The sequence below is a fragment of the Streptomyces sp. NPDC060031 genome (genome assembly GCF_042736805.1).
In the GTDB taxonomy this organism is placed as follows: Bacteria; Actinomycetota; Actinomycetes; order Streptomycetales; family Streptomycetaceae; genus Streptomyces.
The window spans coordinates 71861-88369 of sequence record NZ_JBHWVM010000006.1; the positions used below are offsets into that span (position 1 = coordinate 71861).

The following is a 16509-nucleotide window of genomic DNA, read 5'->3' on the forward strand; positions in this document are numbered from 1 at the left end:
CGGCGGCCGCCACGCCAAGCGCTGAGACCACTGCCGGCCCGTTCGAAGGCCCCGGGGACCCGCGAGGGTCCGCCGGGGCTTTCGCGTGTCCGGGAGGCTCCTAGAAGCCGCGGGTGCGCTTGGCGGCCCGGCGCTTGGCGGCGCTCGTGGCCCCCGGGATCCGCATGAACAGCCGGGAGGTCTCCGAACCGAGGTTCACCCCGATCGCGATGGCCAGGGCGATCGCGGCGGCGTTCGTGAGGGAGCCGAGGCCTTCGTTGAGCCGGTTCTCGGCGATCAGCAGCAGCCCGTAGTACGTCGCCGAGCCCGGCAGCAGCGGGCCGATGGCAGCCGTCACGTACGGCAGGGCCGAGGCGAAGCGGTAGCGGGAGAAGAGCTGCCCGAAGAGGCCGACCAGCCCGGCGGCGACGGCGGTGGACGGCACCGGCGGGATGCCGCCGGCGTAGTGCAGGGCCCCGTACGTCACCCAGGCGACCCCGCCGTTCAGGGTCACGATCCACACGGTGGAGCGCTCCTGCTGGAGCAGGATCGCGAAGGTGAAGACCAGCACCATCGAGGCCGCGATCTGCAGCAGCGGCCGATCGGTGATCTGCAGGACCTCCTCCGGCCGCGGGGAGGAGTCGAACTGCAGGCCGACGTAGAGCACGACGAGGACGCCCATGATGATGCCGATGAAGAGGTACATCACCTCCAGCAGCCGGGCGGACGCGGTGATGTAGAAGCCGGTCAGGCCGTCCTGCACGGCCGCGACCAGGGCTCGTCCCGGCAGCAGCGCGAACAGTCCGCCGGTGATCACGGCGGAGGCGCGTACGTCGATCCCCGTCATGTTCAGCGCGACCCCGATCGCGGCGGGCGGCATGGCGGCGACCACGAACTGGTAGAACTCCGGCAGCCCGCGCCCGGCGCACAGCCAGGCGAGGCGGTCGCCCAGGACCGCGCCGACGGCCGCCGCGAAGAAGACGAGGACCCCGCCGCCGACGAGCGTGGAGGCCGCCCCGGCGAGCAGTCCGGCGGCGGCCGTCAGCATCCAGCCGGGGTACGGGTGCCGGTTGCGGCGGATCTCGGCGAGGCGGCGGTAGGCCTCCTCCAGCGAGATGTCGATCTCGTGGGCGCTGATGTCGTCCACCAGGCGGAACACGGCCGCGAGCCGGTTGTAGTCGGTACCGCGGCGGCGCACGGTCCGGTTCGCCGAGACCGGGTCGTCCACGAGCGAGGGCTGGTGGGTGATGGACAGCATGGTGAAGGTGACGGTGGGCTCGCAGCGGTCCAGCCCGTAGCTGCGGGCCACCGCGAACATCGCGGCCTCCACGTCCTCGGCGCCCTCGCCCCCCGCGAGCAGCAGCTCGCCGATGCGCAGGGTGAGGTCGAGCACGCGGCCCACGGCGGGCCCGGCCTCGGTCTGTTTCTGCACCGGCTCGGGAACGGGCCGTACGTCGACCGGCATGCGCAGCATCGTGCGCATGCGGTCCTGCCAGGGGGAGGCGACGGGGAAGCCCGGGCCGGGGGTGTAGGCGGGCGGGGACTGCGCGGCGCTGTAGGTGGCCGGGGTCGCGAAAGCGGAACCCTCCTCCGGCTCGACGGGCAGCGCCGCCAAGCCGTCGGGGACGGCGAACTCCGAGGTCGGCTGATCCTCCTCGGAAGCTTCCGGCCCCATGCCCGGCGGAGGAGTGAAGGCGCTGTGCGCCTCGTCGGACGTGGGCTTTCTGTCCTCTGCCCCGTCGGCCTCCGCCACGCGTCCTCCACTCTTGCGACCACCAGCGGTATCAGTATGCGGAACCGTTTCCTCCCCAGCCCCCCGGGGCAGGGCCCTGTGCCCCGCCGGGCCATCCACCGACGCCGGCGCGGGAACGCGACAGCGGGCGGCACCCCCGCCGGGGGGTACCGCCCGCTGTCGTGCCGGAGGGGCCGGCGGGGGAAACCCCCGTCGGCCCCGCTCACCGGCGGAGCCTAGTGGTGGCCGCCCTGGGCCTCAAGGCGCTTGTACGAGGCCTCGATCTCGGCCTCGGCCTCCGCGCGGCCGACCCAGTCCGCACCCTCGACCGACTTGCCCGGCTCCAGGTCCTTGTAGACCTCGAAGAAGTGCTGGATCTCCAGGCGGTCGAACTCGGACACGTGGTGGATGTCCCGCAGGTGCTCCACACGCGGGTCGGACGCCGGCACGCACAGCAGCTTGTCGTCGCCGCCCGCCTCGTCCGTCATGCGGAACATGCCGATCGCGCGGCACTTGATGAGGCAGCCCGGGAAGGTCGGCTCGTCAAGGATGACCAGCGCGTCCAGCGGGTCGCCGTCCTCGCCGAGGGTGTTCTCGACGAAGCCGTAGTCGGCCGGGTAGCTGGTCGAGGTGAAGAGGCGACGGTCCAGACGGATCCGGCCGGTCTCGTGGTCCACCTCGTACTTGTTCCGCGAACCCTTGGGGATCTCGATGGTGACGTCGAACTCCACGTCCTGCTCCTCCATGATCAGCTTCAGCAGCCTGAATCGCTTCGAGACCGCATTTGATTCAATACGCGCGCGTCCGGCCCAGCCCTGCCGGGTGGGGTGCCATGCTCGCGGCAAGACGCAGTGGTTAAGTGTCCCTCACGCATATGTGTGATCGCGAAAGGGGCTGGTCCGAGGTGCCATTGGCCAAGACGTGGCAGCTCATCGCCGGGTCGGCCGTCGCCGGCCTCGCCCTTTCGGCGGTGGCGGTGACCGCCGCCGGTCCTTGGGACTCCGGCCAGCGTAAGGCCGAGCGGGACAAGGCCGCCTCCTGGAGCCTCATGGGTGGCGCAGATCACGGCGGCGACGCGGCCGGAACGCTCCCGCAGACCGCCCCGAGCGCCCCCGGGGTGCTGGCCGCAGTCGGCCCCGGCGGCGGCGCCGCGAAGGCCGGGGCGGTGGACCCCGCCGGGCTCGCCGCCGCGCTCCGGCCGCTGCTCGCGGACCCCGCGCTGGGGAACGTGCGCAGCGCCTCGGTGATAGACACCGCCACCGGGCAGGTCCTGTACGAGTCCGGGGCGCGGGAGGCCATGACCCCCGCCTCCACCATCAAGATCGCAACCGCCGCGGCAGCGCTCGCCGCCCTCGGGCCCGAGCACCGGATCCGGACCACCGTGACCCCCGGCGCCGGCCCCGGCCAGATCGTCCTGGCCGGCGGCGGCGACCCCTCGCTCACCGCGAAGAAGAAGGCCCCCGCCGGCCCCGGCGGCAGCCTCGTCGCCCTGGCCGCCGACACCGCGCAGGCCCTCAAGGGCGCGGGTACCGACACGGTGGGCCTCGGCTACGACGACTCCCTGTACACCGGCGCCGTCCGCCACCCGATCGGCCGCAACGACAACCTCGCCCCCGTCACCGCCCTGACGGCCGACGAGGGCCGCCCCGACGACTCCGGCTCCGGGCCGGTCGAACGCACCGAGGACCCCTCCGGGGACACCGCCCGCGCCTTCGCCGCCCTGCTCAAGGAGCGCGGCATCAAGGTCACCGGCGAACCCGCCAGGGCCACGGCCCCGGCCGGCGCGGTACCGCTCGCCACCACCCTCTCGACCCCGCTGGCCGGGCTCGTCGAGCGGATGCTGACCAACAGCGACAACGACATCGCCGAGGCGCTGGCCCGCCAGACCGCCCTCGCCTCCGGCCGGCCCGCCAGCTTCGAGGGCGCCGCGCAGGCCGTCACCGACCGGCTCGCCTCGCTCGGAGTCGACGTCGCCGGCTGCCGCTTCGCCGACGGCAGCGGCCTGGACCGTAGCGACAGGGTCAGCACCGGCCTGCTGACCGGCCTGCTCGCCGAGGCCGCCGACCCCCGGCGGCCCGAGCTGCGCCCCGTACTCACCGGACTGCCCGTCGCCGGCTTCACCGGCACCCTGCGCACCCGCAATGCCGGCACCTCCCCGGCGGCCGGCGTGCTGCGGGCCAAGACGGGAACCCTGACCGGGGTCAACTCCCTCGCCGGAACCGTCGTGGACCCCTCCGGGCGACTGCTGGCCTTCGCCTTCCTCACGGCGAACAGCCCGGCCGCGGAGGGCGCCGAGAAGGCCCTCGACAAGCTGGCCGCCGCGGTCGCGACGGCTTCCTGACGGCTTCCTGACGGCTTCCTGGGGGGTCCGCCCGGGGGCTGCTCCACGTACGGTTGACGCATGACGAGCATCGGTGGTGCGGAGATGGTCGACTGGAACCTCGCGGTGGCGACCGCGACCCGGCTCGTGCGCCCCGGCCCGGAGGTCGGCCGGGGCGAGGCCCGGGCCGTCGTCGCGGAGCTGCGCAGGCACGCCAAGACCTCGGAACGGCACGTACGCGAGTTCACCCGGATGCTGCCCGAGAGCGGCGGCGTCCCCGACACACCCGTCCTCGTCGTGGACCGGGCCGGCTGGATCAGGGCCAATGTGGCCGGCTTCCGCGAGCTCCTGGCGCCACTGCTCGGCAAGATGCAGGACCGCCGCGCCGGCACCCCCGGCGCGGCCGTGTTCGGCGCGGTCGGCGGCAAGGTCACCGGCGTCGAGCTGGGCATGCTGCTCAGCTTCCTGGCCTCCCGCGTGCTGGGCCAGTACGAGACCTTCGCGCCGGTCACCCGCGAGCTGCCGGGCTCCCCGGGGAGCGGCGGCCGCCTGCTGCTCGTCGCGCCGAACATCGTGCACGTGGAGCGCGAGCTGGGGGTGAACCCGCACGACTTCCGGCTCTGGGTGTGCCTGCACGAGGAGACGCACCGTACCCAGTTCACGGCCGTCCCGTGGCTCCGCGAGCACCTTGAGGGCGAAATCCAGACGTTCCTCGCCGCCACCGAGGTCGACCCGATGACCGTGCTGGAGCGGCTGCGCGAGGCCGCCCAGTCCTTCGCCGGCGCCCGGCCCGACGCCGAGCGGGGCGAGGACGGCCGCTCCCTGGTCGAGCTCGTGCAGACGCCCGAGCAGCGCGAGGTGCTGGCCCGCCTCACCGCCGTCATGTCCCTGCTGGAGGGCCACGCCGACTTCGTGATGGACGGGGTCGGCCCCGAGGTGGTGCCCTCGGTCGCCGAGATCCGGGAGAAGTTCCAGCAGCGCCGGGCCAGCGGCGCGGGCCGCCTCGACGCCGCCCTGCGCAAGCTGCTCGGACTCGACGCGAAGCTGCGCCAGTACCGCGACGGCGAGCGCTTCGTACGGGCCGTCGTCGGCCAGGTGGGCATGGACGGCTTCAACCGGGTCTGGACCTCCCCGAACACGCTGCCGACCAAGGCCGAGATCGCGAAGCCCGCGGACTGGGTCGCCCGCGTGCACCGAAAGGGGAGCGAAGAGAACCAAGGGAAGTGAAGCGGAGTGACACGAGGGGCGTAAACATGTCCCTCTGGGGGAAGCAGCGTCACCCGTCCGAGGGACCGTGGGCCGTGGAAGGGCGTGCGATGCTCGGGGAACGGCTCGGTTCTGTCACCATCGACGCACTCTGAGTGACATCCCCGCTCCGCGGGGACGTCGGACAGCACCCCCGGCACACCCCCCGCATCACCCTCCCCAAGCCTCCGAGGCATCCGAACTCCACCGAAGGGCACCGGACATGGGTCCCCATCCTGCGGTCGCAGCGATACGCCTGGCGGTCCGCCGCGTACTCCACGACGTCCTGACCGACCTCACCGAGCTTCCCGCTCACGCTTCCGCATCCGCCGCCACTTCCGCCGTCGCAGGCCGTGGCACCGACGGTCGCACCCCCGGCGGCACCCCGCCACTCGTGCTCGTCGCCTGCTCCGGCGGCGCCGACTCCATGGCGCTCGCCTCCGCCCTCGCCTTCGAGGCCCCCAAGCTCGGCATCCGGGCCGGCGGCATCACCGTCGACCACGGGCTCCAGGCCGGCTCCGACCTGCGCGCCGCCGAGGTCCTCACCCGTATGACCGCGCTCCGCCTCGACCCGGTGGAGTCCGTCGCCGTGCGCGTCGGCCGTGGCGGCGGACCCGAGGCCGCCGCCCGTGACGCCCGCTACGCGGCCCTGGACGAGGCCGCCGACCGGCTGGGCGCCGTCGCGGTGCTGCTCGGCCACACCCGCGACGACCAAGCCGAAACCGTCCTGCTGGGCCTCGCCCGCGGCTCCGGCATCCGCTCCCTCTCCGGCATGGCCGAGAAGTCCGGCGGCCCCGGCCGGACGAACCGCTACCGCCGACCCTTCCTCCAGGTGGACCGCCAGACCGCCCGCAAGGCCTGCATGGTCCAGTCCCTGGCCGTCTGGGACGACCCGCACAACATCGACCCCGCCTACACGCGCTCCCGGCTGCGCCACGAGGGACTGCCCGCCCTCGAGAAGGCGCTCGGCAAGGGAGTCGTCGAAGCGCTCGCCCGCACCGCCCAGCTGTCCCGTGACGACGCCGACGCCCTGGACGCCTGGGCCGCCGAAGCCGAGACCGGCGTACGGGACGAGGACGGCCGCCTGGAGTGCGCCAAGCTCTACGCCCTGCCCCCGGCCGTACGGCGCCGCGTACTGCGCCGCGCCGTGGTCGCGGCGGGCTCCCCCGCAGGCTCCCTCTTCGCCCGCCACATCGAGGAAGTCGACCGGCTCATCACCGGATGGCGAGGCCAGGGCGCCATCAACCTGCCCGGCCGGGTCGAGGCCCAGCGGCAGGGTGGCAGACTTGTCATCCGGCAGGGCTGATTGGTGCTGAACACGGCTGAGTCCTCCGGGGGCACCCCCCGGAGCCCCGGCCGACAACGAAAGTGATGCGGGTGGACGAGAAGGACATGGGCAGCGACCTCCAGTCGGTGCTCATCACCAAGGAAGAGATCGACTCGAAGCTGGCCGAGCTGGCCGCGAAGATCGACGCGGAGTACGCGGGCAAGGACCTGCTCATCGTCGGTGTCCTCAAGGGCGCGGTCATGGTCATGGCGGACCTGGCGCGCGCCTTGTCCACCCCGCTCACCATGGACTGGATGGCGGTGTCCTCCTACGGCGCCGGGACCCAGTCCTCGGGCGTGGTCCGGATCCTGAAGGACCTGGACACCGACATCAAGGGCAAGCACGTCCTGATCGTCGAGGACATCATCGACTCGGGCCTGACGCTCTCCTGGCTGCTGTCGAACCTGGGCTCCCGCGAGCCCGCCTCCCTCGAGGTCGTCACGCTGCTGCGCAAGCCCGACGCCGCGAAGGTCGCCATCGACGTGAAGTGGGTCGGCTTCGACATCCCGAACGAGTTCGTCGTCGGCTACGGCCTCGACTACGCGGAGAAGTACCGCAACCTGCCGTTCGTCGGCACGCTCGCCCCGCACGTCTACGGCGGCTGAGGCGGCGGTCACCGGCGGGGGCGGCCGGACCGGCTGCCCCGGCAGGGGAACCCTGGAACGATTCCCGCCGTTGGAGCATGGGAAGGCGGGTCTGTCAGCCGTCCCACGAGGCCGCGGGTGACAATACAGGGGTACATTCCGAAGAACAGTCTTTACTCACAGCAGCATTTACCTACGGGCAGGAGGGACGGGGTGCCTGGCGCCCCGTATGGATGGACGTGAAGCGATACTTCCGTGGGCCGGTCATGTGGATCGTGCTGGCCGTCCTCGCCGTGGTCGTGTTGATGAATGTCGTCGGCTCCGGCGGCGGCTACAAGACGGTGGACACCAGCGAGGTCATCAAGGCGATCAACAGTGGCCAGGTGCAGAGCGCCGAGCTCACCACCGGCGACAGCCAGATGATCAAGGTCGAGCTGAAGAAGGACCAGAAGCTCGCCGACAATTCCGGCACCAAGTTCCAGGCCAACTACATCGGGGACCAGGGCGTCCAGCTCGCCCAGAACCTCCAGAGCAAGTACGAAGCCGGTCAGATCCCGGACGGCTACAAGGTCGCGCCGGACAAGACCAGCCCGTTCCTGAGCGTGCTGCTCTCGCTCCTGCCCTTCGTCCTCATCGTCGTCGTGTTCCTGTTCCTGATGAATCAGATGCAGGGCGGCGGGTCCCGAGTGATGAACTTCGGGAAGTCCAAGGCCAAGCTCATCACCAAGGACACCCCGAAGACGACGTTCGCCGATGTCGCGGGTTCGGACGAGGCCGTCGAGGAGCTCCACGAGATCAAGGAGTTCCTCCAGGAGCCGGCGAAGTTCCAGGCCGTCGGCGCCAAGATCCCCAAGGGCGTGCTGCTGTACGGCCCGCCCGGCACCGGAAAGACCCTGCTCGCGCGCGCCGTCGCGGGCGAGGCCGGTGTCCCCTTCTACTCGATCTCCGGTTCCGACTTCGTCGAGATGTTCGTCGGTGTCGGTGCGTCGCGTGTCCGTGACCTGTTCGAGCAGGCCAAGGCCAACGCCCCGGCGATCGTCTTCGTCGACGAGATCGACGCCGTCGGCCGGCACCGCGGTGCGGGTCTCGGCGGCGGTCACGACGAGCGCGAGCAGACCCTCAACCAGCTGCTGGTCGAGATGGACGGCTTCGACGTGAAGGGCGGCGTCATCCTGATCGCCGCCACGAACCGTCCGGACATCCTCGACCCGGCACTCCTGCGCCCCGGCCGCTTCGACCGCCAGATCGCGGTCGACCGTCCGGACATGCAGGGCCGTCTGGAGATCCTCAAGGTCCACCAGAAGGGCAAGCCGGTCGCACCGGACGTCGACCTCTCGGCCGTCGCCCGCCGCACCCCCGGCTTCACCGGTGCCGATCTCGCCAACGTCCTGAACGAGGCGGCGCTGCTGACCGCCCGCTCGGACCTGAAGCTGATCGACAACCACATGCTGGACGAGGCGATCGACCGCGTCGTGGCGGGCCCGCAGAAGCGGACCCGGATCATGTCGGACCGGGAAAAGAAGATCACCGCGTACCACGAGGGCGGACACGCCCTGGTCGCGGCGGCCTCCCCGAACTCCGACCCGGTCCACAAGATCACGATCCTGTCCCGCGGCCGGGCCCTGGGTTACACCATGGTCCTGCCCGACGAGGACAAGTACTCGACCACGCGCAACGAGATGCTCGACCAGCTGGCGTACATGCTGGGCGGGCGCGCGGCCGAGGAGCTGGTCTTCCACGACCCGACCACGGGCGCGGCGAACGACATCGAGAAGGCCACCGCCACGGCGCGGGCCATGGTCACGCAGTACGGCATGACCGAGCGTCTCGGTGCGATCAAGTTCGGCGGCGACAACACCGAGCCGTTCCTCGGGCGCGAGATGTCGCACCCGCGGGACTACTCGGAAGAGGTCGCGGCGCTGGTCGACGAAGAGGTCAAGAAGCTCATCGAGACCGCGCACAACGAGGCCTGGGAGATCCTGGTCGAGAACCGCGACGTCCTCGACAACCTCGTCCTCGCCCTCCTCGAGAAGGAGACGCTGAACAAGGAGCAGATCGCCGAGGTCTTCTCGACGATCGTGAAGCGCCCGGCCCGCCCGGCGTGGACCGGCTCCTCGCACCGCACCCCGTCGACCCGCCCGCCGGTGCTCTCTCCCAAGGAGCTCCAGCTGACGAACTCGGCGAACGGAACCTCGGCCGCCACCCAGCCGGCCGTCTCCGTGGAGAAGTCCCCGGAGCCCTCCCCGGAGGACCGCGCCGAGTAAGGCGACGGACCGACGAGGTCCGGAATGGATGCCGCGCCCCCCAGGTTCTAGCCTGGGGGGCGCGGCACTTTCACGTGCCCGCGAGGAACACAGGAACGAGGCAGAGATGACCGACCCAGTGACCCTGACCGGTGGCGAGGGCACGATCGGCGAGTTCGACGAGAAGCGGGCCGAGGCGGCCGTCCGAGAGCTCCTGATCGCGGTCGGCGAGGACCCGGACCGCGAAGGCCTGCTGGAGACGCCGGCGCGCGTGGCGCGGGCGTACAAGGAGATATTCGCCGGCCTGTACCAGAAGCCCGAAGAGGTCCTGACGACCACCTTCGACCTGGGCCATGACGAGTTGGTCCTGGTCAAGGACATCGAGGTCATGAGCAACTGTGAGCACCACCTGGTGCCCTTCCACGGTGTGGCGCACGTCGGCTACATCCCGTCCACCGACGGCAAGATCACGGGCCTGTCGAAGCTGGCCCGCCTGGTGGACGTGTACGCCCGCCGCCCGCAGGTGCAGGAGCGGCTGACCACGCAGATAGCGGACTCCCTGATGGAGATCCTCGACCCGCGCGGGGTCATCGTGGTCATCGAGTGCGAGCACATGTGCATGACCATGCGCGGCGTGCGCAAGCCCGGCGCGAAGACCATCACCTCGGCGGTCCGCGGCCAGCTCCGCGACCCCGCGACCCGTAACGAGGCCATGAGCCTGATCATGGCCCGCTGAGCCGGGTGCAGCTTCCGTTCACGCCTGTGGGCCCGGGCCTGACCCCTGGCCCGGCCCGGCCTGGGCCTCTAGGCGCGGGCCGGGGCTTCCGTGGTGTCGTCGTCCTCCGGGAGCTTCAGTACGTGCTCCAGGAAGAGGGCGGCGGCGATGACGGCCGCGCCCGCCAGGACCGAGAAGCCGGCGTACCAGGCCTGGTCGCGGCGGGCGGGGACGTCGAGGGAGTCCGTCAGCAGGAAGACGCCCACACCGCCGTACATCCCCGCCACGAGCGCCGCCACCAGGGCACTGGCCTGCCCGAAGACCACGGCGCGGGCCGCCATCAGCGGCTCCACGCCCTTGGCCCCCGGCCGCCGCTCACGCTGGGCCTTCAGCCGGGCACGCAGGGACAGTGCGGTCGCGAAGAGCACCACGGCGATCACCGCGAGCACGATCGGCGCGGCCAGCGGCACCCCCGGCAGGCTGCCGTACGCATTCCACAGCCGGGCACCCGCCCAGGACACGACCCCGGCGATCAAAAAGATGCCGACCAGGATCGCCGGCCTCAGTTGCTTCACTTGCCCGTCCCCGCTCTTGGCACCACTCCGTCAGCAGTCCACAGGCTAACGACTACTCCGGCAGGCGGAGTTCCAGGTCGGGGCGCGTCGTGATGCCCGACAGGCCGATTTCGGCCAGCAGTGCGGAGACCGGGCCGTGGCCGGGGATCAGGGCCTCGGGGTCGATGTCGTGCCAGGGGGCCAGGACGAAGGCCCGCTGGTGGGCCCGGGGGTGCGGGAGGGTGAGGACCGGGTCGTCGGAGACCACGTCGGCGTACGAGACGATGTCGACGTCGATCGTGCGCGGGCCGTAGCGCTCCTCGCGGACGCGGTCGAAGGCCTCTTCGATGGCGTGGCCGCGCTCCAGGAGCGAGGACGGCGGCAGGGTGGTCTTGATGGCGACGACCGCGTTGAGGTACGAGGGCTGCGAGCCGGGGTCCACGCCCCAGGGCTCCGTCTCGTAGACGGGGGAGACGGCCTTGACCCGCAGGCCGGGGGTGTCGCCGAGGGCGTCGATGGCGCCCTGGAGGGTCTCCAGGCGGTTGCCGAGGTTCGCGCCGAGCGCGACCACGGCCCACTTGGGGTTGGAGAGGGTGACATCCGCGGCGTCGACGGCCTCGACGACGGATGCGGGTACCGGCTGGACGGTGGGGTCGCTCTGGGCGTTCAGTCCGTTGTTCATGCGCGGCTCCGGGTGATCGTGATGGTCACGTCGTCGAAGGGGACGGTGATGGGCGCGTCCGGTTTGTGGACGACCACCTCCACTTGCGCCACCGCTTCGTGCTTGAGGCACTGCTGGGCGATCCGCTCGGCGAGGGTCTCGATCAGGTCGACGGGCTCTCCCTGGACCACGTCGACGACCTCTTCGGCGACGACCCCGTAGTGCACGGTCTTCGCCAGGTCGTCGTCTTCCGCCGCGGGGCGGGTGTCGATGTGCAGCACCAGGTCGACGATGAAGGTCTGGCCTTCCTCGCGCTCCCGGGGGAAGACGCCGTGGTGCCCGCGAGCCTTGAGGCCGCGCAGCGCGACACGATCCACGCGAATCACTCCTGCTTTCGTAAGTGCTTCCGGACCCGGGGCTTCCCGGGGCCATGGGCCTGCGCCGAGTGCGGTCGGCGTCGTCCGTCGTCGAATTTACCTGCGAAACACCCCCGACCCTGCCGGAGGGGTCAGGAGGGCTGCTCCTCGTCGTCCCCGTCGGAGTCCGTGAGTACGGGAGAACCGTGGTGGGACCAGAGCCGCCAGCCCTCCGATGTGCGTCGGAACACATTCGTGGCGACCACCAGCTGGCCGACCAGCGGGCCGAGCTCCCCCGCCTCCTCGGCGGGGCCGCCGCTGAGGATGTTCTCCGTGCAGGTCACCAGGGCGGTGTCACCGATGACCGCCACCTTGGTGTCGGTGAGGAAGAACTGGATGTAGTCGGTGTGGGACATGATCAGGGCGTACGAGCGCAGCACCTCGCCGCGGCCCGACAGGACGGGCCAGCCCGGGTGCACGCAGGAGATCTCGTCCTCCAGCCAGAGCGCCGACAGCGAGTCGAAGTCCCCCTGTTCCATGGCCTCGTAGAAGGCCGTGTTGACCTCTTCGACCGCTTCGATGTCGGTTTTGCTCACTGGGCTCCTTCGCGGTCGATTACTTGGTCGATGCGGCTCACAGAGCCCCTTCCACGGCGCGGGCCACCCGAACCGCGTCCGCGCTCGCCCGTACCTCGTGGACCCGTACCGCCCAGGCGCCCTGCTGGGCGGCGATCGCGGACACCGCGGCGGTGGCGGCGTCGCGCTCGCGGGCCGGCGGCGGCGCGGCGTCGGCCGCGCCGGCCAGGACCCGGCCGAGGAAACGCTTCCGCGAGGCGGCGACGAGCAGCGGGAAGCCGAGCGCGCGCAGCCGGGGCAGGTGGGCGACCAGGGCCAGGTCGTGCTCGGCGTTCTTCGCGAAGCCGAGGCCGGGGTCGACCAGGAGCCGCTCGGGGGCGATCCCGCCGCGGACCACGGCGTCGATACGGGCGCTCAGCTCGGCGGTGACTTCGCCGAGCACGTCGTCGTAGACGGCGAGGCTGTTCATGCCGTCGCTGAAGCCGCGCCAGTGCATGACCACGAACGGCACTTCGGCGGCGGCGACGGCCGGGATCATGCCGGGGTCGGCGAGGCCGCCGCTGACGTCGTTGACCAGCGTCGCGCCGGCGGCGACGGCCCGGGCGGCGACGGAGGCGCGCATCGTGTCCACGGAGACGACGACGCCCTCGGAGGCCAGGCCGCGCACCACGGGTACGACGCGGCGCAGCTCCTCTTCCTCGTCGACGCGGGAGGCGCCGGGCCGGGTGGACTCGCCGCCGACGTCCACGAGGTCGGCGCCCTGGACGACGAGGTCGAGGCCGCGCTTGACGGCCGCGGTGGTGTCGAACCAGCGGCCGCCGTCGGAGAAGGAGTCCGGGGTGACGTTGACGACGCCCATGACTCCGCAGCGGTCCCATTCCGGCAGACCTGTGACCCGGCCCCTGTCGGCGGCTCCGCGCATCGTGTTCATGGGTCCAAGGGTAGGCCTGACCTGGATATGACAGGGCCCCGGAGCCTTTCGGCTGCCGGGGCCCGGGACGGCCGTCTGCCTACGCGGCCTGCACCTCGCGCTCGGCCTGGACCGGGACCGGGCCCATGTGGGTGTGGGCGCAGGTGCGGACCGGCTTGGGGCGGCGCCGGCTGGCGAACAGCCGGGGCAGGGCCAGCGTCACGAAGCCCTCGGCCTGCATCACGGCGAAGCCGATGCGGGGCAGGTCGCGGGTCTGGCGGTAGACCATGAAGCGCGGCTCCCAGCGGGGGCGGAACTTCTCGTTGAACTTGTACAGCGACTCGATCTGGAACCAGCGCGACAGGAAGACCAGCAGGCCGCGCCACATCCGCAGCACCGGGCCGGCGCCGATCTTCTCGCCGCGGGCGAGGGCCGCGCGGAACATCGCGAAGTTCAGCGAGACCTTCTCGATGCCCAGGGCGGGTGCCTCCTGCAGGGAGGCCACGATCAGCAGCTCGTTCATGCCGGGGTCGGCGGCGCGGTCGCGGCGCATCAGCTCCAGCGACATGCCGTCGGTGCCCCACGGGACGAAGTGCAGGACGGCCTTCAGGTCACCGTACGGGGAGGTGTCGCCCTCCTCCACGCGGTGCGCGGTGGCGATGTAGCAGTCGCCGTCGCCCTCGTCGCCGACCCGGCCCAGGGCCATGGAGAACCCGCGCTCGGTGTCGGTGCCGCGCCAGGCCTCGGCGGCGCCGCGGACCTGCTTCAGCTCGGTCGTGGTCAGCTCGCTGACGCGGCGGACCTTGGTGGTGTAGCCGTTGCGCTCGATGCGCTTGACCATCTGGCGGACGTTGCGCATGGGGCGGCCGGAGAGGGAGAAGTCTTTGACGTCGACGATGGCCTCGTCGCCGAGCTCCAGCGCGTCCAGACCGGTCTCGCGGGTCCAGACCTCGCCGCCGGTCTCGCTGCAGCCCACGACGGCCGGGGTCCAGGAGTGGGCCTTGGCCTCCTCCATGAACCGCTCGATGGCGCCGGGCCAGGCCTCGACGTCGCCGATGGGGTCGCCGGAGGCGAGCATGACGCCGGAGACGACGCGGTAGGTGACGGCGGCCTTGCCGCTGGGGGAGAAGACGACGGCCTTGTCGCGGCGGAGCGCGAAGTGGCCGAGCGAGTCGCGGCCGCCGTGCTTGGTGAGCAGCTCGCGCAGCTTGGTCTCGTCGTCGGTGGTGAGCCGGGCCGCCGGGTGCTCGGGGCGGAAGGCCAGGTAGATGGTGGTCAGCGCGGTCAGCATGCCGAGGGCGCCCAGCGAGTAGCCGACGGTCCAGGACACCCGGCCGGCGTAGTCGACGGGTCCCTCGAAGCCGAAGAGCCCGTAGACGACGTGGCTGATCTGCTCGGAGATACCCGGATTGCCGACGACGCGGCCGGGGTGCGAGTTGACGATGACCAGCCCGAGCCCGATGGAGCCGGCGCTCATCAGCACGAAGTTGGCCAGCGCCTTCCAGCGGCTGCGCGGGTCGGGCAGCGCCTTGAATTCACCCTGGTGGCGCAGGAGCAGCGTGAGGAGCACCGCCGCGATGACTACACCGAGGATCGAGTGCCGGTACGTAAATTGGGCCGCGGCTCCGGCGGGCAGCAGGACCACGGCGGCCCGCCAGGCGCGGCGCTTGTGGCGCTTGAGGCCGTGCGCGAGCATCAGCAGCAGCACGCCCGCGCTGATGGAGAGGGCTGCGGCGAACGGCCCCAGGGAGCCGGGCAGCACCTCGGTGACCGCGTGGATCCTGCTGTGCCGGAATCGCGGGAAGACTCCCGCCGCGATGTCCAGCATGCCGACGATCATGACGGCCGTACCTACCAGGCCCGGGACGGACTCCGGTCGTGGGCCCCGGAGGATTCGGCTGACCCGCTTCGGAACCTGTCCGGACTTATCGCCATCTATCCTGCTAGACATCGCTTCCCGTTGCTCCGCGAGAGATCATGTGGCCGAAGGCCGCGACAGCCTCCGGAGTTGTGGTGCGTCCACTAGGACGACATCGAGGAGGAGCGGGTTCACTCTTCCGTCGAGAAAAAATCTAGTCCTGCCATAGAAAGTCGACTGACTGCTCATGGGTCTCACCAGTAATACGGTTCTGGCGCTGGCCATTGTCGCCGGTGTGCTGCTGTTCGCAGCCACGGTCTGGTTCTGGCCGCGGCTCTCGGGCCGCACCTGGCGCGCGCTGATCGGCCGTATCGGCCTCCTGCTGGCCACTCAGCTGGCGCTGTTCTCGGCGGTGGGGCTCGCGGCGAACAAGTCCTTCCTCTTCTACGGGTCCTGGGCCGACCTGCTCGGCCAGGAGACGTCCATCGGCAAGGTCATCGACCACTCGATGAGCAGCGAGGACATCAAGGTCGTCGACAAGCAGAAGCTGGACGTGCCCGGCGGCGGCAAGCCGCAGGTCGGGGGTCAGATCCTGAAGGTTGCCATAACCGGCCAGAAGTCGAAGATAACCAGCCCCGGCTACGTGTGGCTGCCGCCCGAGTACTTCCAGCCGCAGCACAAGGACAAGACGTTCCCCGCGTCCATCGTGCTGACCGGCTACCCGGGCACCGCCGAGAACCTGATCAAAGGGCTGAACTACCCGATGACGGCCTTCAAGCAGGCCAAGGCGGGCAAGATGAAGCCGATGATCCTGGTCATGCTGCGCCCCACCATCGCGCCGCCGCGTGACACCGAGTGCGTGGACATACCGGGCGGGCCGCAGACGGAGACCTTCTTCGCCGTGGACCTGCCGCAGGCCATCACGGACACCTTCCGGGTCGGCAAGAAGCCGCAGAACATGGGCTTCATCGGGAACTCGACGGGCGGCTACTGCGCCCTGAAGATCGCCGCGCACTACCCGCAGACCTTCGGCGCGGCCGCGGGCCTGTCGGCGTATTACGACGCGGCGGACGACCCGACGACCGGTGACCTGTTCCACGGGGACGACAAGCTGAAGAAGCGCGCGGACGTCCTGCACAGCATCGAGCACAAGACCCCGACCGGTACGTCCTTCCTCGTCACCAGCAGCGAGAAGGGCGAGCCGAACATCTCGGACACCAGGAAGTTCATCAAGAAGGTCAAGAGCCCCGACCGGGTCTCGTCGATCATCCTCGACAGCGGCGGCCACAACTTCAACACGTGGCGCCGGGAGATCCCGCCGATGCTGGTGTGGATGAGCGGGCGCATCCAGGCCTGAGCCTGGTGCGCCCGGCGGCGCTCCGCCCCGTTCCGCCCCGTTCCGCCCAGGGCCGGCCCTCGTGGCCGGCCTTCGTGGTTCCCGGGGTCCCGC

General features: G+C 71.0%; 15 protein-coding genes. 7 read left to right on the top strand and 8 right to left on the bottom strand.

Annotation, left to right across the window (positions count from 1 at the left end):
• Positions 1–100: 100 nt before the first annotated feature.
• Positions 101–1654, bottom strand: a complete 1554-nt coding sequence (locus tag ACFWB8_RS04140; protein WP_385222196.1) for a threonine/serine exporter ThrE family protein — start codon at positions 1652–1654, stop codon at positions 101–103.
• A 293-nt stretch (positions 1655–1947) separates the two neighbouring features.
• Entirely contained in the window at positions 1948–2442 is a 495-nt protein-coding gene (locus tag ACFWB8_RS04145; RefSeq protein WP_215011464.1) for an inorganic diphosphatase, read from the bottom strand.
• Between the two features lie 143 nt (positions 2443–2585).
• Here ACFWB8_RS04145 and dacB point away from each other — a divergent pair, with 143 nt between their 5' ends.
• The 6 genes from dacB to folE all read left to right on the top strand — a co-directional run bounded on the left by dacB (position 2586) and on the right by folE (position 10166).
• On the top strand, positions 2586–4052 hold the full coding sequence (gene dacB, locus ACFWB8_RS04150) for a D-alanyl-D-alanine carboxypeptidase/D-alanyl-D-alanine-endopeptidase (RefSeq protein WP_385222200.1): 1467 nt from the start codon (positions 2586–2588) through the stop codon (positions 4050–4052).
• 60 nt (positions 4053–4112) lie between these two features.
• Positions 4113–5258 carry a zinc-dependent metalloprotease gene (locus tag ACFWB8_RS04155; protein WP_385222202.1) on the top strand — a complete coding sequence of 382 codons (1146 nt, stop codon included), beginning with the start codon at positions 4113–4115 and terminating at the stop codon, positions 5256–5258.
• 241 nt (positions 5259–5499) lie between these two features.
• Positions 5500–6582, top strand: coding sequence for a tRNA lysidine(34) synthetase TilS (gene tilS / locus ACFWB8_RS04160; RefSeq protein ID WP_385222205.1), 1083 nt, complete (start codon positions 5500–5502; stop codon positions 6580–6582).
• A gap of 65 nt (positions 6583–6647) precedes the next feature.
• The gene (hpt, locus tag ACFWB8_RS04165; RefSeq protein WP_385222208.1) at positions 6648–7208 is read left to right on the top strand and encodes a hypoxanthine phosphoribosyltransferase; all 561 of its coding nucleotides are present in this window, start codon (positions 6648–6650) and stop codon (positions 7206–7208) included.
• Positions 7209–7420: 212 nt separating this feature from the next.
• On the top strand, positions 7421–9451 hold the full coding sequence (gene ftsH / locus ACFWB8_RS04170) for an ATP-dependent zinc metalloprotease FtsH (RefSeq protein ID WP_385222211.1): 2031 nt from the start codon (positions 7421–7423) through the stop codon (positions 9449–9451).
• A 106-nt stretch (positions 9452–9557) separates the two neighbouring features.
• Positions 9558–10166, top strand: coding sequence for a GTP cyclohydrolase I FolE (gene folE / locus ACFWB8_RS04175; protein WP_385222214.1), 609 nt, complete (start codon positions 9558–9560; stop codon positions 10164–10166).
• Positions 10167–10234: 68 nt separating this feature from the next.
• On the opposite strand, the gene ACFWB8_RS04180 is transcribed toward folE, so the two are convergent.
• From ACFWB8_RS04180 to ACFWB8_RS04205, 6 genes are all read right to left on the bottom strand, one after another.
• Entirely contained in the window at positions 10235–10720 is a 486-nt protein-coding gene (locus tag ACFWB8_RS04180) for a DUF3180 domain-containing protein (RefSeq protein ID WP_385222217.1), read from the bottom strand.
• 52 nt (positions 10721–10772) lie between these two features.
• Complete coding sequence (folK, locus tag ACFWB8_RS04185) at positions 10773–11381, bottom strand: 2-amino-4-hydroxy-6-hydroxymethyldihydropteridine diphosphokinase (RefSeq protein ID WP_385222221.1); 609 nt, start codon at positions 11379–11381, stop codon at positions 10773–10775.
• Entirely contained in the window at positions 11378–11737 is a 360-nt protein-coding gene (gene folB, locus ACFWB8_RS04190) for a dihydroneopterin aldolase (protein WP_365924026.1), read from the bottom strand. Before folB ends, folK begins: the two co-directional genes overlap by 4 nt.
• A gap of 131 nt (positions 11738–11868) precedes the next feature.
• Complete coding sequence (locus ACFWB8_RS04195; RefSeq protein ID WP_385222377.1) at positions 11869–12255, bottom strand: nuclear transport factor 2 family protein; 387 nt, start codon at positions 12253–12255, stop codon at positions 11869–11871.
• Positions 12256–12349: 94 nt separating this feature from the next.
• Positions 12350–13213 (bottom strand): dihydropteroate synthase, encoded by an 864-nt coding sequence (gene folP / locus ACFWB8_RS04200; protein ID WP_385222380.1) that lies wholly within the window; start codon positions 13211–13213, stop codon positions 12350–12352.
• An 88-nt stretch (positions 13214–13301) separates the two neighbouring features.
• On the bottom strand, positions 13302–15152 hold the full coding sequence (locus ACFWB8_RS04205) for a phosphatidylglycerol lysyltransferase domain-containing protein (protein ID WP_385222224.1): 1851 nt from the start codon (positions 15150–15152) through the stop codon (positions 13302–13304).
• Between the two features lie 154 nt (positions 15153–15306).
• On the opposite strand from ACFWB8_RS04205, the gene ACFWB8_RS04210 reads away from it, so the two are divergent.
• Positions 15307–16416, top strand: coding sequence for an alpha/beta hydrolase (locus ACFWB8_RS04210; RefSeq protein ID WP_385222227.1), 1110 nt, complete (start codon positions 15307–15309; stop codon positions 16414–16416).
• Positions 16417–16509 lie beyond the last annotated feature (93 nt).

Excerpts from the sequence above, each read along its gene's own strand:
- ACFWB8_RS04140 (WP_385222196.1), bottom strand. The coding sequence starts at position 1,654 with ATGGGGCCGGAAGCTTCCGAGGAGGATCAGCCGACCTCGGAGTTCGCC.
- dacB (WP_385222200.1), top strand. The coding sequence starts at position 2,586 with ATGTGTGATCGCGAAAGGGGCTGGTCCGAGGTGCCATTGGCCAAGACG.
- ACFWB8_RS04155 (WP_385222202.1), top strand. The coding sequence starts at position 4,113 with ATGACGAGCATCGGTGGTGCGGAGATGGTCGACTGGAACCTCGCGGTG.
- tilS (WP_385222205.1), top strand. The coding sequence starts at position 5,500 with ATGGGTCCCCATCCTGCGGTCGCAGCGATACGCCTGGCGGTCCGCCGC.
- hpt (WP_385222208.1), top strand. The coding sequence starts at position 6,648 with ATGCGGGTGGACGAGAAGGACATGGGCAGCGACCTCCAGTCGGTGCTC.
- ftsH (WP_385222211.1), top strand. The coding sequence starts at position 7,421 with ATGGACGTGAAGCGATACTTCCGTGGGCCGGTCATGTGGATCGTGCTG.
- folE (WP_385222214.1), top strand. The coding sequence starts at position 9,558 with ATGACCGACCCAGTGACCCTGACCGGTGGCGAGGGCACGATCGGCGAG.
- folK (WP_385222221.1), bottom strand. The coding sequence starts at position 11,381 with ATGAACAACGGACTGAACGCCCAGAGCGACCCCACCGTCCAGCCGGTA.
- ACFWB8_RS04195 (WP_385222377.1), bottom strand. The coding sequence starts at position 12,255 with ATGGAACAGGGGGACTTCGACTCGCTGTCGGCGCTCTGGCTGGAGGAC.
- folP (WP_385222380.1), bottom strand. The coding sequence starts at position 13,213 with ATGCGCGGAGCCGCCGACAGGGGCCGGGTCACAGGTCTGCCGGAATGG.
- ACFWB8_RS04205 (WP_385222224.1), bottom strand. The coding sequence starts at position 15,152 with ATGTCTAGCAGGATAGATGGCGATAAGTCCGGACAGGTTCCGAAGCGG.
- ACFWB8_RS04210 (WP_385222227.1), top strand. The coding sequence starts at position 15,307 with ATGGGTCTCACCAGTAATACGGTTCTGGCGCTGGCCATTGTCGCCGGT.